Genomic DNA, 21,408 nt, shown 5'->3' with positions numbered 1-21,408 from the left:
CGGAGATGTCGGACACATTCCGTCGTCCCGGGGGCACGCGCGGGGCGGTGCCCGTGCGGCGTGGAGTTCGTGCGGATGACGCAAAGTAATGGAAAGTCGTGTGACGGAGAGAGTCCTACGTCCTGTTCGCGGGGGTGCCGTAACGAGTTGATCTCGGTCGTGACCGTCACCGGCGCCGGCCCGGTCTCGAACCCGCTCCACGAGAGGGGGTCTCGGGGGTCGGTGGTGACTGCGGGGCGAGATGTGGGCCACATGTACGGGTTGCCGGGTGATGCCCGGTGTGGCACCGGTCGCACGAGCAAGGACGCGGTGGAGCAGGGGCGGTGGTCCCTTGCTTCTCAGGGGGCAAGAGGTGAGGAGAGGGGGCGTGCCCCGTTCCCCGCCCCTCGTGAGGGAGTGCCCCGTGAGGGAGCGGCCCGTGAGGGAGTGCCCCGTGAGGGAGCGACCCGTGAGGGAGTGCCCCGTGAGGGAGCGGCCCGTGAGGGGGCGGCCTGCGAAGGAGCGGCCCTGTGAAGGAGCGTCCCTGTGAAGGAGCGTCCCTGTGAGGGGGTGGCCCCGCTTCGGAGGGGCCCGGTCGAGCTCGTTCCGGGACCCTCGTCCCACGGTTCCGGCGCCGCCCAGGTCTCCCGAAGCGTCCTCAAGCCCCTGAATCCAGGATCGGTCGAGCACTTCGGTCGCAGCCGTTTCACCTTCCCCCAGTGCATCTTTGGTGGGTCGTCGCCCCTCGGGGGAGTGGTGGCGGCGCGCCCCCGGGGGGATCTGATTTGGGTCCGGGCTCGCGGACCGCTAATCTTCTTCCAGGGCGCTCGCCCAACGGACAGAAAGTCCTCCTCACCGAGGATGTTCTGTGCGTCGGGCGAGCACTCCCTTGGGGTATGGTGTAATTGGCAGCACGACTGATTCTGGTTCAGTTAGTCTAGGTTCGAGTCCTGGTACCCCAGCGCGGTCAGATCGTCAGACTGTGGGCGTTCAGCCCCGGTCCGGACAGATCAGATCGATTCGGTGAAAGCCAAGCAGTTGGCTAGAATCGAACGGCTGACCTGGTCAGCGAGTAAGGCCATGGCCCCGTTGTGTAGTGGCCTAGCACGTCGCCCTCTCAAGGCGGTAGCGCGGGTTCGAATCCCGTCGGGGCTACACGAGAACGGCCCTCGACCCTCACCGGTCGAGGGCCGTCTTCATGTCTAGTACTCTCTCGCCGACCTGCGAGAACCAATGGATGCTCGGGGGTGGAGCACCACCGCGGGGGCGCCACAATCGTATGGAGGTAATGCTCATGACGGCCCAGATCGGCCAGCTGGTTCGGGAATTGCTGGAAGGCGATCTCAACGCCTACCCGGAGCGGACCAAGGAGCTCGACGAGCAGGGCTGGAACGCCTTCGGCGAGATCGTCGGCGCGGCCTTCTACAGTGCCGTGGGCAGCCGTCTCGCCGGGCAGTCGTCCGACGTGCCGGCCTTCGTGTCGGCCGCGGCCGCGCCGTACGCCTCCTCGCCCGTCGCGATCGACGAGTCGGCCGCGCAGGCCCTGGTGCGCTCGGTGCTCGGCGACGACGCCACCGTCGGTGAGGTGCTCGAGCAGCTCGACGAGCCCGACCTGGCCCGCATCGAGCTGGTGCTGCTGCGCCGCCTGATCGCCGACGGCAACGGCGAGATCACGGTCGACGCACTGGTCTCCTCCGCCCAGGACGAGGCCGCCGAGTTCAGCGGCGAGGCCGGGGTCTCCTGATCCGGTAAGCCGCACCACCGGTTTCGAGCCCGTCACCTTCGTGGTGGCGGGCTCGACCCGTTTGCGGTCGTGCGCCGAACGGGTGAAACGGAGCGGTGGGGGACGCCCGGTGGCCGCGACCCGGTCACCGACGGTGGGCCGGTGGTGCCCTTCGGAGCCGCGGAAGGCCCGCCCGGTGAAAAGAGTGGTGGGGCCGTGATCTTGATACGTGCGGGGTTTCGGCGGGTCGGGGCCGGCCGCTGACAGAACCCTGCGCAGGGCGCCGGGCACGCGCCGCGTCCGTCGTGTGAATTCGCGTCGTCCTGGCGGGATGTGCTGTGAATCCGCGCGAAAAGAAGCGCCGGGCCCCAGGGCCCGGCGCTTGCGGAACCACGAGCGGTCAGGCCTGGATCTGCCCCCGCCGCAGCACCTCGGTCAGCCGGCCGGCCGCCGCGACCACCGCGGTGGCGTGCTGACGACCGGGCTGACGGGTGAAACGCTCGACCGGGCCGGAGATCGACACCGCCGCGACCACCCGCCCCGACGGCCCCCGCACCGGCGCCGACACCGACGCCACCCCCGGCTCGCGCTCGGCGATGCTCTGCGCCCAGCCCCGGCGCCGCACCGCCGACAACGTGCTCGCGGTGAACTTGGCGCCGTTCAGCCCACGGTGCAGGCGGTCCGGCTCCTCCCAGGCGAGCAGGGTCTGCGCGGCGGAACCGGCGTGCATCGACAGGGCCGAACCGACCGGGATCGAATCACGCAGCCCGACCGGCCTTTCGGCGGCGGCCACACAGATGCGCTGGTCGCCCTGCCGGCGGAACAGCTGCGCGCTCTCGCCGGTGTGGTCGCGCAGTGCCGCCAGCACCGGGCCGGCGGCGGCGAGAAGCCGGTCTTCCCCCGCGGCGGCGGCGAGTTCGCCCAGGCGCGGCCCGAGCACGAAACGGCCCTGCAGGTCACGGCCCACGAGCCGGTGGTGCTCCAGCGCGACGGCCAGGCGGTGCGCGGTCGGCCGGGCCAGCCCGGTCGCGGTCACCAGCTGGGCCAGCGTCGCCGGCCCCGCCTCCAGGGCGTCGAGCAGCACGGCTGCCTTGTCCAGGACGCCGACTCCGCTACTCTTGTCCATGGAGCGATACTGGCGTCTCACGAAGCGAGACGCAAGTCCGGCGCCGGGCGGGGGCCGGACGTCGCTGAAAACCCCCGGGCGACCCAACCTTGCCCGGGAATGACCGAACGGGCCGCAGGCCCGGATGGAGGATGATGATCGTGGGCCGCACGCTGGCGGAGAAGGTCTGGGACGCGCACGTCGTGCGCGCCGGGGAGAACGGCGAACCCGACCTGCTCTACATCGATCTGCACCTGCTGCACGAGGTGACCAGTCCGCAGGCGTTCGACGGGCTGCGTCTGGCCGGCCGCCCGGTCCGCCGCCTCGACCTCACCATCGCCACCGAGGATCACAACACCCCGACGATCGACATCGACCAGCCGATCGCCGACCCGGTCAGCCGCACCCAGATCGAGACCCTGCGGAGGAACTGCGCCGAGTTCGGTGTGCGTCTGCACCCGCTGGGTGACCTCGACCAGGGCATCGTGCACGTCGTCGGCCCGCAGCTGGGCCTGACCCAGCCGGGTATGACCGTGGTCTGCGGCGATTCGCACACCTCCACCCACGGCGCCTTCGGGGCCCTGGCTTTCGGTATCGGCACCAGCGAGGTGGAGCACGTGCTGGCCACCCAGACGCTCCCGCTGAAGCCGTTCAAGACGATGGCGATCAACGTGGACGGTGACCTGCCGGCCGGAACCAGCGCCAAGGACATCATTCTCGCGGTGATCGCCAAGATCGGCACCGGTGGTGGCCAGGGTTACGTCCTGGAGTACCGCGGTTCCGCCATCCGGGCCCTCTCGATGGAGGCCCGCATGACGATCTGCAACATGTCCATCGAAGCGGGCGCCCGGGCGGGCATGATCGCGCCCGACGACACCACGTTCGACTACGTGAAGGGCCGCCGTCACGCCGCCGAGGGTGACGACTGGGACGCCGCCGTCGAGTACTGGCGCACCCTGCGCACGGATGACGACGCCACCTTCGACACCGAGGTTCACCTCTCCGCACCCGACCTGGAACCGTTCGTCACCTGGGGCACGAATCCCGGTCAGGGTTCGCCGCTCTCGGCGAACGTGCCCGACCCGGCCACGATCGACGACCCCGACCAGCGCGGCGCCGCCGAGCGGGCCCTGGCCTACATGGACCTGACCGCCGGCACCCCGCTGCGGCAGATCGCCGTCGACACGGTGTTCATCGGCTCGTGCACCAACGGCCGCATCGAAGACCTGCGCACCGCCGCCGCGGTGGTGCAGGGCCGGCAGAAGGCGGCCTCGGTGCGGGTTCTGGTCGTCCCCGGTTCGGCGCGGGTGCGTCTGCAGGCCGAGTCCGAGGGGCTGGACAAGGTCTTCACCGAGTTCGGCGCCGAGTGGCGTCAGGCCGGCTGCTCGATGTGCCTGGGCATGAACCCCGACCAGCTGGCGCCGGGTGAACGCAGTGCGTCGACCTCCAACCGTAACTTCGAAGGACGTCAGGGCAAGGGCGGCCGCACCCACCTGGTCTCGCCGGCGGTGGCCGCGGCCACGGCGGTGAGGGGCACGTTGTCCTCGCCGTCCGACCTGGAGACGGGTCCGGGACTCGAGGTTTCCTCCCAGCAGGGCGCTTCCACCGCCCGCTGACATTCGTCAGAAACCTCGGCAGGCCCCTCCCGACACTCAAGTCCTCACATCGAAGGGACAGCAAAATCATGGAGAAGTTCAGCACCCACACCGGTATCGGTGTCCCGCTGCGCCGCTCGAACGTCGACACCGACCAGATCATCCCGGCGGTGTACCTCAAGCGGGTGACGCGCACCGGTTTCGAGGACGGGCTGTTCGCCGCCTGGCGCCAGGACCCGGAGTTCGTCCTGAACCAGGAGGCCTACAAGGCCGGTTCGGTGCTCGTGGCGGGCCCCGACTTCGGCACCGGATCCAGCCGGGAGCACGCGGTCTGGGCCCTCAACGACTACGGCTTCCGGGTCGTCCTGTCGTCACGCTTCGCCGACATCTTCCGGGGGAACTCGGGAAAGGCGGGGCTGCTGACCGGGATCGTCGAGCAGGCCGACATCGAGAACCTGTGGTCGGTGCTGGAAACCCGCCCTGGCACTGAGGTGACGGTCGACCTGGAGACCCGCACCGCCGTCGCCGGCGACCTGACGGTGCCGTTCGAGGTCGACGACTACACCCGCTGGCGGCTGCTGGAGGGCCTGGACGACATCGGCCTGACCCTCCGGCACGTCGACGACGTGACTGCTTTCGAGTCGAATCGGCCACAGTTTCTGCCGACCACCCTCCCGGCCCGCTGAGCTTCCCCGGCCGGCCAACCGGAATCGAAATTCATTCTCGTAATTTGTTCTGAGGGAATGGATTTCGCAAACATCGGCGGTCTTCGCGCGCCCCCTGCCGGGGGCCGTGCGAGGGCCGCCGAGGGCGTTTGCGGGGCGGTTTTGCGTTGAGACACAACGACAAAACCTCACTCTGTATTGGATTTATAAGCCGGAGTGCGTTTATCTTCATCTTCGACAACGAGTGTTCGCTCGTTCCCACGTACCGGAGGATTGAAAGTGAACAAGGCAGATATCGTCGAGCTTCTCCAGGAACGCCTGGGTGGCCGTCAGGCCGCCGCGGACGCTCTCGACGCCGTGATCGACACGATCACCCGCGCCGTTGTCCGTGGCGAGAAGGTGACCATCAGCGGCTTCGGTTCCTTCGAGAAGGCCGTCCGCAACGCCCGTACCGGCCGTAACCCGCGTACCGGCGAGAAGGTCCGCATCAAGAAGACCTCGGTCCCGCGCTTCCGCGCCGGCACGAGCTTCAAGGCGTACGTGGCCGAGCCGCGCACCCTTCCGAAGCCGGTCGCCGGTTCGACCCGCGCCGCCACCACGCGTGGTGTGGCCGCCGCCGCCAAGGCCGCGACCCCGGCCCGCGCCACGAAGACCACGGCCGCCAAGAAGGCCACGGCGACCAAGGCCACCCCGGCGAAGACCACCGCCGCGAAGACCACCACCGCGCGCAAGACCGCGACCGCCACCAAGGCGGCCCCGGCCAAGACCACCGCCGCGAAGACCACTGCCGCCGCGAAGAAGACCACGGCGACGAAGGCCGCTCCGGCCAAGACCACCACCGCGCGCAAGACCGCGACCGCCACCAAGGCCACGCCGGCCAAGACCACGGCGGCGAAGACCACCGCGGCCAAGACCACCACCGCGCGCAAGACGGCCGCGAAGAAGACCGCCACCACGGCTTCCCGCAGCACCGCCGCCGCGAAGACCCCGGCCCCCACCGCCGCGAAGCGCACCACCACGCGTCGTCGCAGCACCACGGCCTGAGTTCAGCAGCGCCACAGCACAGCAGCACCACCCCTCCACACGTGGCGGGCGGCCCGGGATCCCCGGGACGCCCGCCACGTGGCTGTTTTGGCGCCTGCCTACAGTTCCGCCCGGCGGGCGCCGACGATGCGCACATGAGGTTTAGGGCGGGCCGGAATTGGTACCTGGCCCGGCGTGGTCCACGATGTTCCTCATGAACGACGTACTCACCGTGCACGGCGGCACCCCGCTGGTCGGCAGCATCCAGGTGCGAGGTGCCAAGAACCTGGTTTCCAAGGCGATGGTGGCCGCGCTCCTCGGTGAGGAGCCGAGCGTGCTGCGTAACGTCCCGCAGATCCGCGACGTCGGGGTCGTGAGCGGTCTGCTGGAACTCCACGGCGTTCAGGTCGAGGAAGTTCCCGGTCCCGAGGGTGAACTCCGCCTCGACCCGAGCAATGTGATTCAGGCTCACGTCGCCGACATCGACGCGCACGCCGGCTCGAGTCGTATCCCCATTCTTTTCTGCGGTCCTCTGCTTCACCGTCTGGGTGAGGCATTCATTCCTGATCTCGGTGGGTGCCGGATCGGTGACCGTCCGATCAATTACCACATGGATGTGCTCCGGCAATTCGGTGCGGTGGTCGAGAAGGAGCCGAACGGAATCGCCCTGCGCGCACCGCAGCGGCTCAAGGGCACGAAACTCGCGCTGAAGTACCCGAGTGTGGGCACCACCGAGCAGGTCCTGCTCACGAGCGTGCTGGCCGAGGGCGTCACCGAGCTCACCAACGCGGCCATCGAGCCCGAGATCATGGACCTGATCGCGGTGCTGCAGAAGATGGGCGCCATCATCAGCGTCGACACCGACCGCACCATCCGGATCGAAGGTGTCGACCGGCTCGGCGGTTTCACCCACCGTGCGATGCCCGACCGCATCGAGGCCGCGAGCTGGGCCAGTGCCGCTCTGGCGACCAAGGGTGACATCACCGTGCTGGGTGCCCGCCAGCAGGAGATGATGACGTTCCTCAACGTGTTCCGGAAGGTCGGTGGCCTGCTCGACATCGGCGACGACGGCATCCGGTTCAGTCACCCGGGCGGCGAGCTGAACTCGCTCGTGCTCGAGACCGACGTGCACCCGGGCTTCGCCACCGACTGGCAGCAGCCCCTGGTCGTGGCCCTGACCCAGGCCAGCGGCCTGAGCATCGTGCACGAGACGGTCTACGAGAACCGGCTGGGCTTCACCCACGCGCTGCGTGAGATGGGCGCCCAGATCCAGCTCTACCGTGAGTGCCTCGGTGGCCGGCCGTGCCGTTTCGGTCAGCGCAACTTCATGCACTCCGCCGTCATCTCGGGTCCGGCCAAGCTGCACGGCGCCGACATCACGGTTCCCGACCTGCGGGGCGGCTTCAGCCACCTGATCGCCGCGCTGGCCGCCGAGGGCACCTCCCGGGTGCGTGGGATCGGCCTGATCGACCGGGGATACGAGCACTTCCAGCAGAAGCTGCAGATGCTCGGCGCCAACTACGAGCGCTGATCACCCGTTTCAACTGCGTCACGATCCCCGGTGGGCCACTGGCCCGCCGGGGATCGCTGCTGTGCGGGAGAACTATCCTGCGTGAGGACGTTGCGGTCACCGGAGCGTCACGGGGCACCTCGAGCGGTGCGGACGCCCGTGGGCACCGGAGGTTCCCCGTCGCGCCGACCCCGACCGGGGCGTCCTCAAGCACGAACAGCAGTTGCCCCGAGAAACAACCCTTTACGGAGTGAACTCTTCGGGCCCGCGGATCGTGCCCAGGCGCAGTTCGACGACCTCGTCGCCCTCGCGCACGGCCGACAGACGCTGACCCGGGCGCAGGTGCCGCAGCCCACTGCCCTGCAGGGCACGCCCGGTGAACGGCAGCACCTCGCCGGAATCGGTCAGCACGGAGCCGGAACCGGTTGCGGCGTCGAAGCGGTGCACGGTGGCCTGCACGGGATCAGCCTAGGGCTTCGCGGGTGCGACGGCCCAGGCCCAGCGCCCGCGCGGCGGCCAGATCGGCCTGGGTGTCCACGTCGCGGCGCAGGGCCGGGAGGTCCAGATCCAGCCTCCGAGCACCGGAATCGGCGTGCGAGCGGGCCGAGGCCGGGCCGAACGAGGGGCGCATCGCGTGCGGTGCGGCGGCAGCGAGCAGGACGGTGCCGACCTCGTCCGCGTCCGGCACGAAAACCATCGCGGGGGAGGGGACCGTCGTTGTCAGCGTCTCCCAGGCCTTCCGGAGCGCCTCGTCGAGGTCGGGCGCCCTCAGGGCCGGGAGGTCGCCCAGCAGGACGGCACACGGCCCCTCGAGCCCGCGCAGTCCGTCGTCGATCGCCGCGAGCAACCCCGCCCCGGGCCGGGACTCACCCCGCACACCCGCTCCCGCGGCCGAGGCGGCCCGGGCCAGGCCGGGATCCGCGGTCACCACGATCACCCGGCTGACCAGGCGCGCGGCCAGCACCGCGTCCAGGCAGTCGAGCGCGATGGCGGTGGCCAAGCCGGCCGGAGCGCCCAGACGCGACTTGGCGTTCGGGCCCCCCTTGAACGGGAGCACCGTGGTCCAGCCGGGGGACGGCACTTCCGGTGGGGCGTCAGCGTTCGTCATCACGAACGTCCGCCGTCGACGCCCGGTCGCCGGGGAGCCGGGGGCCGCCGGTCGGCAGCACCGCCCGGAAACGGCAAGATGGTCTGATGACGTCGTGTCGGTTCATGCGCGGCAGTCTCGGATGTCCCTGAAGTCGTCGGATTCGGACCGGAAGGTGGAACGCTGGTGAAGGGGCGGAGGATCGGTGCGTGGTACCGGCTGGTCGTGATCCTGCTGAAGCCGGTGCTGTTGCTGTCCACGAGAAGGAACTGGAAGGGCGCCGAGAATCTTCCGGCCACCGGCGGGGTGATCACGGTGTCGAACCACATCTCCTACGCGGATCCCTTCACCTACGCGCACTTCGTCTACGACAGCGGCCGGCTGCCGCGCTTCATGGCCAAGGAGAGCCTGTTCCGGTTGCCGTTGCTCGGCCGGATCGTGCGGGGGGCACGGCAGATCCCGGTCTACCGGGAGACCCGCGACGCCGGCGCAGCCTACTCGGCGGCGGTGGCCGCGGTCCGGGCCGGGGAGCTCGTCGCGATCTTCCCGGAGGGCACGCTCACCCGTGACCCCGACGGCTGGCCGATGCGGGGCAAGAGCGGCGCGGTGCGGGTGGCCCTGGAGACCGGGGCGCCGCTGATCCCGGTGGCCCAGTGGGGAGCTCAGGACCTGCTACCGCCGTACTCGAAACGGCTGAGCCTGTTCCCGCCGCACCGGATCTGGGTGACGGCCGGCCCGCCGGTCGACCTCAGCCGGTTCGCCGGGCGCCCGATGACGCTGCCGCTGCTCACCGAGGCCACCGAGCAGGTGATGGCCGAGCTCACGGCCCTGGTCGAGGAGATGCGGGGCGAGAGCGCCCCGGCCGAGCGGTACGACCCGAGAAACCGTGGGAAGCCGCGGTACGGCAACCCGAACCCGAGAACCCCGAAAACCCCGAAGGCCCGGAATTTCCCGGGACTGCAGAAGCGGAAGAGGTCTGGACGATGAGTCGCGTCGCGGTGATGGGCACCGGTTCCTGGGGCACCACGTTCGCGGTGGTGCTGGCCGACGCGGGCGCGAAGGTGACGATGTGGGGCCGCCGCCCGGAGGTCTGCGCCGCCATCGCCGACCGCCACGAGAACCCCGACTACCTGCCCGGACTCGAGCTCCCGGCCACGGTCACGGCCCATCCCGACGCGGGGGTCGCGCTCGACGGCGCCGACATCGTGGTGCTGGCCGTGCCGGCCCAGACCCTGCGCACCAACCTGGCCGCCTGGAAGCCGCTGATCGGGCCGTCGGCGGTGACCGTCAGCCTGATGAAGGGCGTCGAGAACGGCACGCTCAAGCGGATGAGCGAGGTGATCGGCGAGGTGCTGGAGATCGGGCCCGAGCGCAACGCGGTGGTGTCGGGGCCCAACCTGGCCGCCGAGATCGCCGCCCGCCAGCCCACCGCCACGGTGGTGGCGTGCACCGACCACGACACCGCGGAGCAGGTCGCCGCGGCCTGTTCCGCGCCCTATTTCCGGCCCTACACCAACCACGACGTGGTCGGCGTGGAACTGGCGGGCGCAGTGAAGAACGTGATCGCGCTGGCCGTGGGCATGGTCGAGGGGATGGGCCTGGGCGACAACTCGAAGGCCTCGATCATCACCCGGGGCCTGGCCGAGATCACCCGGCTGGGCGTCGCTCTCGGTGCCGAGCCGGCCACGTTCGCCGGGCTGGCCGGGATGGGCGACCTGGTCGCGACCTGTGCGTCGCCGCTGTCGCGCAACCGCACCTTCGGGGTGCACCTCGGGCAGGGCATGAGTGTGGACGAGGTGGTCGCCATCACGAACCGCACGGCCGAGGGGGTCAAGAGCGCCGGGGCCGTGCTGGGCCTGGCCCGCGAGCACGGGGTGGAGATGCCGATCGCGGAGGCGGTGACCGGGGTGGTGCGTGGCGAGGTCCCGCTGTCCGAGCTCGCGACGAGTCTGCTGTCGCGAGCCCGGAAGTCGGAGCTGGCCTAGCTGATCGTGTCGAGGGCCTGCGACAGGTCGGCCCACAGGTCCTCGACGTCTTCGATGCCGGTGGAGAGCCGGATCAGGGTCTCCGGCACGACCTTCGACTCCCCGCCGTGACGGCGCCGCCGCTCGAGGCTCGACTCCACGCCCCCCAGGCTGGTGGTGTGGATCCAGAGCCCGGTGGCGGCGCAGACCTTCTCGGCCTGCTCGGCCGGGCCGGCGAGCTCGAACGAGAGCATCGCGCCGAAGCCCCTCATCTGGGTGCGGGCCAGTTCGTGCTGCGGGTGGTTCTCCAGCCCGGGGTAGCGCACCCGGGTGACGGCCGGGTGATCGCCCAGCCGGCGGGCCAGTTCGGCCGCGTTCGCGCTCGCCCGCTCCACCCGCAGGGCGAGGGTGCGGATACCGCGCAGGGCCAGCCAGGCCTCCATCGGGCCGGGGATCGCGCCGTTGATGGTGCGGTGGCCGTGCAGCTTCTCGTGGATCCCGGCCGAGTCCTCGGCCGTGACAACGATTCCCAGCAGGACATCGCTGTGACCGCTGAGGTACTTCGTGGCGGAGTGCACCACGACGTGTGCGCCCAGTGACAGGGGTTGCTGCAGAAGAGGGGTGGCGAAGGTGTTGTCGACCGCCGTCAGGACACCCTTCTCGCGGGCCGCGGCGATGATCGTGCCCAGGTCGGCGACGTCCATCAGGGGGTTGGTCGGGCTCTCCAGCAGCACCAGGTCGGCGCCGTCGAGGGCCGCCACCACGGCCGCGGTGTCGGCCATCGGCACCGCGCGCACGGTGATCCGCCCGGCCGCCACGAGTTCACCGGCCAGCTGCGAGGTTCCGGAGTAGGGCGCGTCCGGGATCACGACCGTGCCACCCAGCGGGACCAGCCCGTAGACCGCCGAGATCGCGGCCATGCCGGAGCCGAAGGCCAGCGCCCGGCCGCCCTCCAGCGCGCCCACGGTGTCTTCCAGGGCGGTCCAGGTCGGGTTGCCCCAGCGCCCGTAGCCCAGATCACCCGGCTGCGGGGAGAAGTCGGACGCGGTGTACGTGGAGGTCAGCACCACCGGGACGTTCATCGGCTGGTTCGGGGAGCTCGCGGGGCGGCCCGCCGTGACCGCCACGGTGGCGGAAGCCAGCTTGCCCGGGGAGGAGTCGCTCATGCGCTCAGAGTAGGGGGTGCTCGTTGTCACCCGGGGAGGCCCCGTCCGGCGGAAATGCGCCGAGCCGATCCCCGGTACTCTCCCCGGTCATGGACGCTATCCAGCCCGTGACTGCCACGGATCCGGGAAACACGGCCGCCCGCAAGCCCCGGGTGGCCGTGCTCTTCGGCGGTCGCTCGAGCGAGCACGCGGTCAGCTGCGCCACCGCCTCGTCGGTGCTGCGCGCGATCGACCACGACGCGTACGACGTGATCCCGATCGGGGTCACCCGCACCGGCCGCTGGGTGCTCGCGGCCGACGACCCCGACCGCTGGGCCATCACGGCGGGGGCGCTGCCCGAGGTGAAGGACGGCGACGGCCCGGGAGTCATCGCCCCGGTCGAGACCGGCGACAGCAACCTCAAGGTGCTCGAGCCCGGGCAGGTGCCACAGGAGCTCGGCACGGTCGACGTCGTCTTCCCGCTGCTGCACGGCCCGTTCGGTGAGGACGGCACGGTGCAGGGACTGCTCGAGCTGGCCGACGTGCGCTACGTCGGGGCCGGTGTGCTGGCCTCCGCGGCGAGCATGGACAAGGCCGTGATGAAGGTCATGCTGAAGGGCGCGGGCCTGCCGATCGGCGAGTACGTCGTGGTGCGCCCGGGTGCCTGGGAGCGCGATCCCGACGCCGTGCGCGACGACGTGGAGGAGCTCGGCTGGCCGGTGTTCGTGAAGCCGGCCCGGGCCGGGTCGAGCGTCGGCATCAGCAAGGTCGACGGCCCGGACGAGCTCGAGGCCGCGATCACCGAGGCGCTGAAGCACGACCGCAAGCTGGTGATCGAGGCTGCCGTGGTCGGCCGCGAGATCGAGTGCGCGGTGCTGCAGTCGGCCGACGGCAGCGTCGCCACCAGCCTGCCCGGCGAGATCGAGTTCGTCGGTGACCACGGCTTCTACGACTTCGAGGCCAAGTACCTCGACAACACCACCAAGCTCAGCTGCCCGGCCGACCTGCCCGACGAGGTGCTCGCCCGGGTGCGCGAGCTGTCGGTGCGCACGTTCGAGGCGATGAACTGCGAGGGCCTGTCCCGGGTGGACTTCTTCGTGCTGCCCGACGGTGGGGTCGTGGTCAACGAGATCAACACGATGCCGGGCTTCACGAGTTCGTCGATGTACCCGCGGATGTGGGCGGCGACCGGGCTGGAGTACCCGGAGCTGATCGACCGGCTGATCAAGGCCGCCCTGGCGCGGCCGACCGGGCTGCGCTGAGGGTTCCGCCACTGGATGAGGGGTGCCTGGTCGTGGACCGGGCACCCCTTCTCAGTTGCTCAGCCGCTGCTCGGGACCGGGTCGGTCACGTCGTAGCAGCGGCGCTCGGTCGTCTCCAGAGGCCTGACGGCCTCTTCCAGATCGACCAGTGCCCCGGTGGCGGTGCTGCGCTCGATCGAGCTGGGCACCTGCACCTGCACGGCCGGGTCCCGGCCGTAGGTGAGGAACGTGTACGCGCTCGCGCTCTCCCGGAAGACCCAGGCCACGTCGTTGATGTCGATGCACTCGTCGGTGGTCGGGCCGGTCGGTGTCGCGCCGCAGCTCAGCGAGATGGCGGGATCACCCCAGGTGGCGATGCCGGTGGGCTCCTGGGCGGGGTTGCGGGCCCGGGAGAGCACCTTCTCCGGCAGACGGTCGGCCAGGTCGGTGCACGCGGCGCTGGAGGCGTCGGGACCTGAGGTGAGGGCGGGGACGGCGGTGTCCCCGGACGACGACCCGGATCCGCATCCGGCCAGCGCCACGATCGTCCCGAGAGTCACCGGTACAGCGATCAGGGCCCGGCGCGGTGGCCGGACCCCGAGGCGCGCGATGTCTGGCAGGACCAGGCGCATCAGCTCACATCTTCACAACGGTGCAGGTGAGCGTGCGGGTAATGCCCTTCACGTCCTGGATCTTCGCGATCACGCCGGAGCCGAGCTCGTCGACGGACGGCGCCTCGATCCGGGCGATGACGTCGTACGGACCCGTGACGTCCTCGGCCAAGGTCACGCCCGGGATCTGTGCGATCTCCGTGACGATGGACGTCGAGCGCCCGACCTCGGTCTGGATCAAGATGTAAGCCTGCACCACCACGTATTTCTCCTGTCCGAACTGCCTGAGGGTCTGCAGAGGCTCCATACGCGGGCCGATCCCAGACATTGGGCGGTCACGCTACCGTGTCGATCCGCAGACGCCGTAGAGGGTTGACCGGATCGAGGCCGAAGGTTGGGGACGAGTTTGGGTACGGGTGCGGACGAACCGGTCCCTAACGACCTCACGATCGGCACTCTGGGTGAGGATCCCCTCGTTGCCGGGGTGATCGATCGTTATCCTCCGGCGCCCTGGCTGACCGTCGGGCCGGGCGACGACGCAGCAGTTCTCGACCTGAGCGGTTCCCTCGCGGGCCCGGTGGTCGCGTGCACGGACACCCTGGTCGAGGGGCAGGACTTCCTGCGCTCCTGGTCGACAGCCCGTGACATCGGAATCAAGGTCGCCGCGCAGAACTTCGCCGACGTCGCGGCCATGGGTGGCAGGCCTCACACGCTTCTGGTGAGCCTGACCACTCCCGCAGATGTCCCGGCGTCCTGGGCGAACGAGATGGCGGACGGTCTGGTCGCCGAGTGCGCCCGCGCCGGTGCGGTGGTGGCGGGTGGGGACGTGTCGGCCGGGTCGGAGATCGTGGTGACCGGCACCGCACTGGGCACGCTGGCGGTTGGGCGGGCGGTGCTGCGGTCAGGGGCGTCGACGGGGGACGTGGTGGCCGTCACCGCGGGCAGCGGCCGGTCGGGTGCCGGGTGGGCGCTGCTCCGGGAGGGCGTGGTGAAGGGCGGTGTGCCCTCGGGAGACCCGGTGCTGAGAGACCCGGTTCTGGGCGACCCGGTTCTGGGCGACCTGGTGCTGGGCGACCCGGTTCTGGAGACGCTGGTCGCCGAGCACCGCGCACCGGTGCCCCCGTACTCCGCGGGGGTGGAGGCGGCGCTGGCCGGCGCGACCGCGATGATCGACACCAGTGACGGCCTGGTGCGCGACGCCACCCGGATCGCCGTGTCGTCGGGCGTGGTGCTCGACCTCGACCCGGCGGCGCTGAACCCCGGTGACGACCTGCTGCACGCTGCGAAAGCCCTGGGGCACGGCGGGGCCTCGGCCACCGACGTCGCCCAGGACTGGGTGCTGACCGGGGGAGAGGACCACGCCCTGCTGGCCTGCTTCCCGCCCTCGGTGACGCTGCCGGCCGCGTTCCGCGCGATCGGGGTGGTGCGCGAGGGGGAGCCGGGGGTGTGGGTCGGGGGACGCCCGTTCACCGGTGAGGGCGGCTGGCGGCACTGGACCTGAGGCCGTGTCGGTGCGGCGGTGCGGCGGTGCGGCGGTGCGGCGGTGCGCGGTGCGGCGGTGCGGCGGTGCGGCGTGGCCTCGTGCGGAGGTCCCGGATCCGGCCCCACCCGTCGGCCCGGTGGTGCGCGTCCCTTCGGCGCCGAGCCGCTCGCCGGTGGGTCGTTCCGTCAACCCGTTCCGTCGGGTCTCCGCGGTTCCGGGGCACTCGGAGGTGGGCCGCTATGTGAACCCGTGCCGCCGCGTCCCCCATTGCCCGGCGTGGTCACCGAGCGGCGGGCAAACGAGAGGGGCCGGGCAAACGAGAACCGCCGGGCACCCTTACGGGGCCCGGCGGTTCGCGAAGCGGAAACGTCAGCGGCTGACCTTGCCGGCCTTCAGGCAGGAGGTGCAGACGTTGATGCGCTGCGGGGTACCACCGATGGTGGTGCGGACGCGCTGGATGTTGGGGTTCCAGCGACGCTTCGTCCGGCGGTGCGAGTGCGAGACGCTGAAGCCGAAGCCCGGCCCCTTCTGGCAGACGTCGCAGTTGGCGGCCACGTTCTTCTCCTGAGGTATCGAACTGATGTCATGTGCGGGCGGTCGGTTCTGCTTGCCCGGCTGCGCTAGAGGGCAGCCGCGGGCAGCGACGACCTACCACGCCTTTGAGCAGAGTAGCCGAACCGTGTCCCTGTCCCAAACCCGAGCCGGGGCGGGCAGCGGCTCTGGATGACAGACGAGGGCAATCAGTGTCCAATTCGGGTGAACGGTGCATGAATGGCCGGTGAGCCGCGGGGACGGCTACTGTCCGGCTGAAAGCAGAGTCTCTATCGGCGGCCCGGTGACGACCGGGTGTCCTCGGGTGTCCACGGGTGTCCTCAGGTGACGGAGGGGTGCGGGTGCTGAGCGTTCTCGATCCGCCCGCCGCGCGGCGCTGGGCGATGACGGCCCTGGGGGCGCTCGCCGACGCCCGCGAGGAGATCGACGCCCTCAACGTCTTCCCGGTGCCCGACGGTGACACCGGCACGAACATGTACCTGACCCTCGAATCGGCGGTCGCCGCGGCCCAGGCGCTTCCGCCCGACGCCCCGGTCGCCGAGGTGGCCGCCACCTTCGCCCGCGGTGCGCTGCTGGGGGCCCGGGGCAACTCCGGCGTGATCGGGGCGCAACTGCTGCGGGGCTGGGCCCAGGTGCTGGCCGAGCACACCGAGCTCAGCGCGCGGACCGCCGTCGAGTGCTTCCGCCGGGCCGACGAGCAGGCCTGGAAGGCCGTGCACCATCCGGTCGAGGGCACGATCCTGTCGGTCAGCCGGGCCGCCGCGCAGGCCGCCGCGGCCGCGGCCGACATCGGCGCCGACCTGGAGGCCGTGATCAGCGCCGCCGCCGAGGCCGCCCGGGTGGCGCTGGCCCGCACCCCGGCCCAGCTGCCCGCCCTGGCCGCCGCCGGGGTGGTCGACGCCGGGGGGCGGGGCCTGGTCGTGCTCCTCGACACCCTGGCCGAGGTGGTCGCCGCCGGTCACGCCCACCACCGGCAGCACCGTCAGTACCGGCACCGCCGTCCGGCCAGTCTGCCCGCGCTGGACTTCACCTCCTGTCACGGGCTGACGGCCGTGCCGCCCGGCACACCCGCCGTCGGCATCCCGCTGGGCACGCCACGGGGGTCGGGCGAACCCACCCACCACCGCGGGGGCGGTGGCCCCGCGGAGGCGACCGCCGCGTCCACCGTCGGGCCCCCGGACGAACCGGCGGCCGAGACCGGCGAGCTGACCGCCCCCTCCGAGGTGAGCCACCCCGCCGAGGCGACCGCCGCGTCCATCGTCGCCGCCCCGGGCGAACCGGCCGGCGACCTCTTCGAGGTGATGTTCCTGCTCGACACCGACGCCGACCGGGGCGACGAGCTGGTCGGCCACCTGCGCGACGAGCTCGACGCACTCGGCGACTCGCTGGTCATCGTGGGCGGGCCGGGGCTCTGGCAGGTGCATGTGCACACCCCCGACGCGGGGGCGGTGGTGGAACGGGCCATCGCCACCGGGCACCCGCACCAGATCCGCATCAGCCATCTCGGGCGTCCGTCGGCGGCCGCCCCGGAAACCACCGCCGCGCCGAGACCCCGCAGCCGCTCGACCGGTCTGGTGGCCTGCGCGGCCGGGCCCGGTCTGGCCGAGTTGTTCGCGAGCACGGGAGCGGTCGTGGTGGCGGGTGGCCCGGGGCGGCGGGCGTCGACGGCGGCGATCCTGGCGGCCATCCACCGCACCGGCGCGGCCGAGGTGGCGGTGCTGCCCAACGACGCCGACACCCTGAGCGTGGCGCGGATCGCGGCGGCCTCGGCCCGGGCCGAGGGGGTCCGCGTGACGGTGGTCCCGACCCGGGCCCAGGTGCAGGGGCTCGCCGCGGCGGCGGTGCACGACGGGCAGCGGCGCTTCGACGACGACGTGGTGTCGATGTCCGCGGCGGCCGGCGGGGCCCGCGACGGCGCCGTGACCGTGGCCGTGCGGAATGGACTCACCAGCGCGGGGGAGTGCAGGATCGGCGACGCCCTGGGTGTGGTCGACGGCGACTTCGCGGTGGTCGGCGCCGATCTGGCGCAGGTCGCGACCGAGGTGCTGGACCGGCTGCTGGCCTCGGGCGGGGAGCTCGTCACCATCGTTGTCGGTGCCGGCGGGCATGATGCTCTTGGCCGCTCGGTGGCGGCCCACGCCCGTGGTCTCGGCCGGGGCCTGGAGGTGAACGTCGTCGACGGCGGTCAGCCCCGGTACCCGCTCCTGATCGGGGTGGAGTGACAGCAGCAGGCGAACAGGGGTGAGAGCTCGGTGGCGACAGCGGGGCCGACGGAATCGATGCCGGAACGTCTCAGGGAACCCCTGACCAAGGCCGTCGGCAGCCGCACCGCGAAACCCCTCGAGCGGGAGCTCGGCCTGGAGACCGTGGGCGACCTGCTGCGGCACTACCCGCGCCGCTACATGGAACTCGGCGAGCTCACCCCGATGGACTCGCTGCCCGAGGACGTCCCGGTCAGCCTGGTCGCCGAGGTGCGCAAGGTCAGCGTCCGCGAGATGAAGACGCGGCGCAGCAAGATCATGAACGTCGAGGTCACCGACGGGCACGGCACGCTCGACCTGACGTTCTTCAACAACGTCTACAAGCCGCAGAAAGAGCTCACCGTGGGCACGCGGGCGCTGTTCAGCGGCAAGGTCAGCCGCTACCAGAACAAGAAGCAGCTGGCCCAGCCCATGTACGAGCTGCTCGACGAGGAGGAGGACGCCTCCGAGGAGCGTCTGGCCGAGCGCCTCCACATGCCGCTGCCGATCTACCCGGCCACCGGCAAGGTCGGCTCCAACCTGATCCGGAACTCGGTGCGCGTGGTGCTCGACACCCTGCCCACCGACCTGCCCGACCCGGTGCCGGCCGAGATCCGCAGGCGGCTGCGCCTGATCGACCTGAGCTCGGCGCTGCGGCAGATCCACCGGCCCGGCGACCGCGCCCAGCTGGCGGCGGCGCAGCGGCGGCTGAAGTTCGAGGAGGCGTTCATCCTGCAGACGCTGCTGGTCTGGCGAAAGGCCAACGACCGGCAGCAGCAGGCGACGCCCCGGCTGCACGTGCCCGGCGGCTTTCTCGACGCGCTCGACGAGCGGCTGCCGTTCCAGCTCACCGAGGGCCAGCAGAAGGTGGGCGACGAGATCGCCGCCGACCTGGCGCAGCAACACCCGATGCACCGGCTGCTGCAGGGCGAGGTCGGTTCCGGCAAGACGCTCGTGGCGCTGCGGGCGATGGCCCGGGTGGTCGACTCCGGCGGTCAGGCGGCACTTCTCGCGCCCACCGAGGTGCTCGCCACGCAGCACCACCGGTCCATCACGGCGATGCTCGGCGACCTGGCGGCCGGTGGCCTGCTCGGTGGAGACGACCGCGGCACCCGGGTCACGCTGCTCACCGGCTCGATGAACACCGCCCAGCGCCGCAAGGCCCTGCTCGAGGCGGCCTCCGGCGACGCGGGCATCGTGATCGGCACCCACGCGCTGATCCAAGACACCGTGCAGTTCTCCGAGCTCGGCCTGGTGGTGGTCGACGAGCAGCACCGGTTCGGCGTCGAGCAGCGTGACGCGTTGCGCCGCAAGGGCGAGAACACGCCGCACCTGCTGGTCATGACGGCCACGCCGATCCCGCGCACGGTCGCGATGACGGTCTTCGGCGACCTGGAGACCTCGGTGCTCGACCAGCTCCCGGCCGGCCGCAGCGAGATCAAGACCCACGTGGTGCCCGCCCGCGACCCGCGCTGGATGACCCGCACCTGGCAGCGCGTGGCCGAGGAGTGCAAGGCCGGGCACCAGGCCTACGTGGTCTGCGCGCGCATCGGCTCCGACGACGAGCCGGCCGAGGAGGACCTGTTCGACGAAGACGGCTCGGTCCGGATGCTGAGCGACGCCGAGCTGGCCAAGGTGGGCGACGAGAAGCGCCCGGCCGCCGCCGCGATCGACGTGCTGGCCGCGCTGCGCATCCAGCCCGAGCTCGACGGCCTGGTGATCGAGATGCTGCACGGCCGGATGCCCGCCGACGAGCGCGAGGAGGTGATGCGCCGCTTCGCCGCCAACGAGGTGCACGTGCTGGTCGCCACCACCGTGATCGAGGTCGGCGTCGACGTGCCCAACGCCACCGCGATGGTGATCACCGACGCCGACCGGTTCGGGGTCTCGCAGCTGCACCAGCTGCGCGGCCGGGTGGGCCGGGGCAGGGCGGCGGGCATCTGCCTGCTGCTCACCGAGGCCGGGCAGGGGCCCTCGCTCGACCGGCTCACCGCGGTCGCGAGCACCCGCGACGGGTTCGAGCTGGCCCGCATCGACCTGGAGACCCGCCGTGAGGGCGATGTGCTGGGGGCGCGGCAGTCGGGGCTGAACTCGTCGCTCAAACTGCTGCGTGTGCTGCGTGACGAGAAGGTGATCGTGGAGGCCCGGCAGGTGGCCACCGAGCTGATCGACGAAGACATGGGCCTGCGGGCCCATCCCGAGCTGGCCGAGGCGCTGGACCCGTGGCTCGGGTCCGACCGCGCGGCCTTCCTGGACCGGGGGTAGACGATGACGCGGATCATCAGTGGCTCGGCCGGGGGCCGCACGCTGGTCGTGCCGAAGGGCGACGCCACCCGTCCCACCAGCGACCGGGTGCGGGAGGCGCTGTTCGCGGCGCTCGACGCACGCGGCCTGATCGAGGGGATGCCGGTGCTCGACCTGTTCTGCGGCTCGGGCGCGCTCGGGCTCGAGGCGGTGAGCCGGGGCGGTGCCTCGGTGGTGCTGGTCGACGCGGGGAAGCCTGCGGTCGAGGCGGCGCGGGCGAACGTGTCCACGCTGGGGTTCGGCTCGGCCGAGGTGGTGCTGTCGCCGGTGCAGAAGTTCCTCGACGGGCGGGCCGCGGTGCCGATGGGCCTGGTCTTCGCCGACCCGCCCTACCCGCTCACCGACGCCGAGATCACCGTGATGCTCGCCTCCCTGGCCGGTCGCGGCTGGCTGGCGCCCGACGCCACCCTGGTGCTCGAGCGCGGGCGGCGTTCGCCCGAGCCGTCGTGGCCGCAGGGCCTGTACGTCGAGAAACAGCGGCGTTACGGCGACACCATGCTCTGGCAGGCGGTCTGGGACCCGGAGCCGGAGCCGGACCCGGAGCCGGCCGAGCCCCAGCCCGAGCCGGCCCCGGTAGCGTCGAACCCGTGACCCGACGTTGCGTGTGCCCCGGCAGTTTCGACCCGGTGACCAACGGTCACCTCGACGTGATCGAGCGGGCGACCGTGCTGTTCGACGAGGTGATCGTCGCGGTGGCCAGCAACCCCGCCAAGAAGTCGCTGTTCACCGTGCCGGAACGGGTCGAGCTGATCGAGCGCAGCTTCGCGGGCCGGCCGGAGGTGAGCGTGCAGACCGTCGACGGTGGGTTGCTCGTCGACTTCTGCCGCCGGGTCGGCGCGGTGGCCGTGGTGAAGGGCCTGCGGGGCGGCACGGACTTCGCCTATGAACTGCCGATGGCCCTGATGAACCGGCACTTGAGCGGCGTGGAAACGGTGTTTCTGCCCGGAGAGCCCCGGTTCGAGCATGTTTCGAGTAGTTTGATCAAAGAGGTTGCTGCGCATGGGGGTGACGTGTCCGGACTTGTCCCGGACCATGTCCTGGCGCGCCTCCTGGATCGACTCGGGCGGGTTGGTCAGACTGAAAACGGTCAGCCCGATGCGGCCGGTTAAGAGCTCTCCGTAACAATAAAGTTACTCTGGGTTCATTTCCACTTCCCCTCGCATCGGTCCGAAGCGTGGAGG

The 21,408-nt window shown here is 71.1% G+C and carries 20 protein-coding genes and 2 tRNA genes; 15 read left to right on the top strand and 7 right to left on the bottom strand.

From position 1 onward, the window contains the following. Positions 1-869 precede the first annotated feature (869 nt). From J2S57_RS02715 to J2S57_RS02705, 3 genes are all read left to right on the top strand, one after another. Positions 870-941: transfer RNA gene (locus J2S57_RS02715), tRNA-Gln, on the top strand. Between the two features lie 120 nt (positions 942-1,061). Next, positions 1,062-1,134 (top strand) — tRNA-Glu (locus J2S57_RS02710). Positions 1,135-1,273: 139 nt separating this feature from the next. Further along, complete coding sequence (locus J2S57_RS02705; RefSeq protein ID WP_307237889.1) at positions 1,274-1,723, top strand: hypothetical protein; 450 nt, start codon at positions 1,274-1,276, stop codon at positions 1,721-1,723. Between the two features lie 379 nt (positions 1,724-2,102). On the opposite strand, the gene J2S57_RS02700 is transcribed toward J2S57_RS02705, so the two are convergent. Beyond that, positions 2,103-2,828, bottom strand: coding sequence for an IclR family transcriptional regulator (locus J2S57_RS02700; RefSeq protein WP_307237887.1), 726 nt, complete (start codon positions 2,826-2,828; stop codon positions 2,103-2,105). 140 nt (positions 2,829-2,968) lie between these two features. On the opposite strand from J2S57_RS02700, the gene leuC reads away from it, so the two are divergent. From leuC to murA, 4 genes are all read left to right on the top strand, one after another. After that, positions 2,969-4,423, top strand: coding sequence for a 3-isopropylmalate dehydratase large subunit (gene leuC, locus J2S57_RS02695; protein ID WP_307237885.1), 1,455 nt, complete (start codon positions 2,969-2,971; stop codon positions 4,421-4,423). 68 nt (positions 4,424-4,491) lie between these two features. Beyond that, the gene (gene leuD / locus J2S57_RS02690; RefSeq protein WP_307237883.1) at positions 4,492-5,088 is read left to right on the top strand and encodes a 3-isopropylmalate dehydratase small subunit; all 597 of its coding nucleotides are present in this window, start codon (positions 4,492-4,494) and stop codon (positions 5,086-5,088) included. Positions 5,089-5,346: 258 nt separating this feature from the next. Next, positions 5,347-6,111 (top strand): HU family DNA-binding protein, encoded by a 765-nt coding sequence (locus J2S57_RS02685; RefSeq protein WP_307237881.1) that lies wholly within the window; start codon positions 5,347-5,349, stop codon positions 6,109-6,111. Between the two features lie 193 nt (positions 6,112-6,304). Then, positions 6,305-7,621, top strand: coding sequence for a UDP-N-acetylglucosamine 1-carboxyvinyltransferase (gene murA / locus J2S57_RS02680; protein ID WP_307237879.1), 1,317 nt, complete (start codon positions 6,305-6,307; stop codon positions 7,619-7,621). 222 nt (positions 7,622-7,843) lie between these two features. On the opposite strand, the gene J2S57_RS02675 is transcribed toward murA, so the two are convergent. Beyond that, a complete protein-coding gene (locus J2S57_RS02675) occupies positions 7,844-8,059 on the bottom strand; it encodes a hypothetical protein (RefSeq protein ID WP_307237877.1) in 216 nt (71 codons plus the stop codon). A 4-nt stretch (positions 8,060-8,063) separates the two neighbouring features. Further along, positions 8,064-8,708, bottom strand: a complete 645-nt coding sequence (cofC, locus tag J2S57_RS02670) for a 2-phospho-L-lactate guanylyltransferase (protein WP_307237875.1) — start codon at positions 8,706-8,708, stop codon at positions 8,064-8,066. A gap of 165 nt (positions 8,709-8,873) precedes the next feature. Here cofC and J2S57_RS02665 point away from each other — a divergent pair, with 165 nt between their 5' ends. Together J2S57_RS02665 and J2S57_RS02660 are read left to right on the top strand one after the other, a co-directional pair. Further along, positions 8,874-9,674: a lysophospholipid acyltransferase family protein gene (locus J2S57_RS02665; RefSeq protein ID WP_307237872.1), complete on the top strand. Its 801-nt coding sequence runs from the start codon at positions 8,874-8,876 to the stop codon at positions 9,672-9,674. Then, a complete protein-coding gene (locus tag J2S57_RS02660; protein ID WP_307237870.1) occupies positions 9,671-10,672 on the top strand; it encodes an NAD(P)H-dependent glycerol-3-phosphate dehydrogenase in 1,002 nt (333 codons plus the stop codon). The genes J2S57_RS02665 and J2S57_RS02660 overlap by 4 nt, the downstream gene beginning before the upstream one ends. Here J2S57_RS02660 and J2S57_RS02655 read toward each other — a convergent pair. Continuing rightward, on the bottom strand, positions 10,669-11,817 hold the full coding sequence (locus J2S57_RS02655) for a trans-sulfuration enzyme family protein (protein ID WP_307237868.1): 1,149 nt from the start codon (positions 11,815-11,817) through the stop codon (positions 10,669-10,671). The two genes, J2S57_RS02660 and J2S57_RS02655, sit on opposite strands and share 4 nt — an antisense overlap. A gap of 89 nt (positions 11,818-11,906) precedes the next feature. Here J2S57_RS02655 and J2S57_RS02650 point away from each other — a divergent pair, with 89 nt between their 5' ends. Next, positions 11,907-13,058, top strand: coding sequence for a D-alanine--D-alanine ligase family protein (locus J2S57_RS02650; RefSeq protein ID WP_307237866.1), 1,152 nt, complete (start codon positions 11,907-11,909; stop codon positions 13,056-13,058). A gap of 59 nt (positions 13,059-13,117) precedes the next feature. Here the strand turns inward: J2S57_RS02650 and J2S57_RS02645 are convergent, their stop codons facing one another. Together J2S57_RS02645 and J2S57_RS02640 are read right to left on the bottom strand one after the other, a co-directional pair. Continuing rightward, entirely contained in the window at positions 13,118-13,669 is a 552-nt protein-coding gene (locus tag J2S57_RS02645; RefSeq protein WP_307237863.1) for a DUF3515 family protein, read from the bottom strand. A gap of 4 nt (positions 13,670-13,673) precedes the next feature. Beyond that, entirely contained in the window at positions 13,674-13,955 is a 282-nt protein-coding gene (locus J2S57_RS02640; RefSeq protein ID WP_370882556.1) for an Lrp/AsnC family transcriptional regulator, read from the bottom strand. Positions 13,956-14,132: 177 nt separating this feature from the next. On the opposite strand from J2S57_RS02640, the gene thiL reads away from it, so the two are divergent. Then, a complete protein-coding gene (thiL, locus tag J2S57_RS02635; RefSeq protein WP_307237860.1) occupies positions 14,133-15,149 on the top strand; it encodes a thiamine-phosphate kinase in 1,017 nt (338 codons plus the stop codon). 351 nt (positions 15,150-15,500) lie between these two features. Here thiL and rpmB read toward each other — a convergent pair whose 3' ends face one another. Then, positions 15,501-15,686: a 50S ribosomal protein L28 gene (gene rpmB / locus J2S57_RS02630; RefSeq protein ID WP_231445270.1), complete on the bottom strand. Its 186-nt coding sequence runs from the start codon at positions 15,684-15,686 to the stop codon at positions 15,501-15,503. Positions 15,687-15,997: 311 nt separating this feature from the next. On the opposite strand from rpmB, the gene J2S57_RS02625 reads away from it, so the two are divergent. From J2S57_RS02625 to coaD, 4 genes are read left to right on the top strand one after another with little or no spacing between them, the layout of a single operon-like run. Continuing rightward, positions 15,998-17,905, top strand: coding sequence for a DAK2 domain-containing protein (locus tag J2S57_RS02625; RefSeq protein ID WP_307237856.1), 1,908 nt, complete (start codon positions 15,998-16,000; stop codon positions 17,903-17,905). A 57-nt stretch (positions 17,906-17,962) separates the two neighbouring features. Next, the gene (gene recG / locus J2S57_RS02620) at positions 17,963-20,188 is read left to right on the top strand and encodes an ATP-dependent DNA helicase RecG (protein WP_307237855.1); all 2,226 of its coding nucleotides are present in this window, start codon (positions 17,963-17,965) and stop codon (positions 20,186-20,188) included. Between the two features lie 3 nt (positions 20,189-20,191). Continuing rightward, on the top strand, positions 20,192-20,818 hold the full coding sequence (rsmD, locus tag J2S57_RS02615; protein ID WP_307237853.1) for a 16S rRNA (guanine(966)-N(2))-methyltransferase RsmD: 627 nt from the start codon (positions 20,192-20,194) through the stop codon (positions 20,816-20,818). 35 nt (positions 20,819-20,853) lie between these two features. Beyond that, the gene (gene coaD / locus J2S57_RS02610; RefSeq protein WP_370882430.1) at positions 20,854-21,336 is read left to right on the top strand and encodes a pantetheine-phosphate adenylyltransferase; all 483 of its coding nucleotides are present in this window, start codon (positions 20,854-20,856) and stop codon (positions 21,334-21,336) included. Positions 21,337-21,408 lie beyond the last annotated feature (72 nt).

This window comes from Kineosporia succinea (assembly GCF_030811555.1).
GTDB lineage: Bacteria > Actinomycetota > Actinomycetes > Actinomycetales > Kineosporiaceae > Kineosporia > Kineosporia succinea.
This window is presented reverse-complemented; position numbering and strand designations above follow the sequence as displayed.

Bases quoted from the DNA above. Each gene is read 5' to 3' on its own strand.
- J2S57_RS02660 (WP_307237870.1), top strand. From the start codon at position 9,671: ATGAGTCGCGTCGCGGTGATGGGCACCGGTTCCTGGGGCACCACGTTC.
- cofC (WP_307237875.1), bottom strand. From the start codon at position 8,708: ATGACGAACGCTGACGCCCCACCGGAAGTGCCGTCCCCCGGCTGGACC.
- J2S57_RS02700 (WP_307237887.1), bottom strand. From the start codon at position 2,828: ATGGACAAGAGTAGCGGAGTCGGCGTCCTGGACAAGGCAGCCGTGCTG.
- J2S57_RS02705 (WP_307237889.1), top strand. From the start codon at position 1,274: ATGACGGCCCAGATCGGCCAGCTGGTTCGGGAATTGCTGGAAGGCGAT.
- recG (WP_307237855.1), top strand. From the start codon at position 17,963: ATGCCGGAACGTCTCAGGGAACCCCTGACCAAGGCCGTCGGCAGCCGC.
- J2S57_RS02655 (WP_307237868.1), bottom strand. From the start codon at position 11,817: ATGAGCGACTCCTCCCCGGGCAAGCTGGCTTCCGCCACCGTGGCGGTC.
- leuD (WP_307237883.1), top strand. From the start codon at position 4,492: ATGGAGAAGTTCAGCACCCACACCGGTATCGGTGTCCCGCTGCGCCGC.
- J2S57_RS02640 (WP_370882556.1), bottom strand. From the start codon at position 13,955: ATGGAGCCTCTGCAGACCCTCAGGCAGTTCGGACAGGAGAAATACGTG.
- J2S57_RS02650 (WP_307237866.1), top strand. From the start codon at position 11,907: ATGGACGCTATCCAGCCCGTGACTGCCACGGATCCGGGAAACACGGCC.
- murA (WP_307237879.1), top strand. From the start codon at position 6,305: ATGAACGACGTACTCACCGTGCACGGCGGCACCCCGCTGGTCGGCAGC.
- rsmD (WP_307237853.1), top strand. From the start codon at position 20,192: ATGACGCGGATCATCAGTGGCTCGGCCGGGGGCCGCACGCTGGTCGTG.
- J2S57_RS02645 (WP_307237863.1), bottom strand. From the start codon at position 13,669: ATGCGCCTGGTCCTGCCAGACATCGCGCGCCTCGGGGTCCGGCCACCG.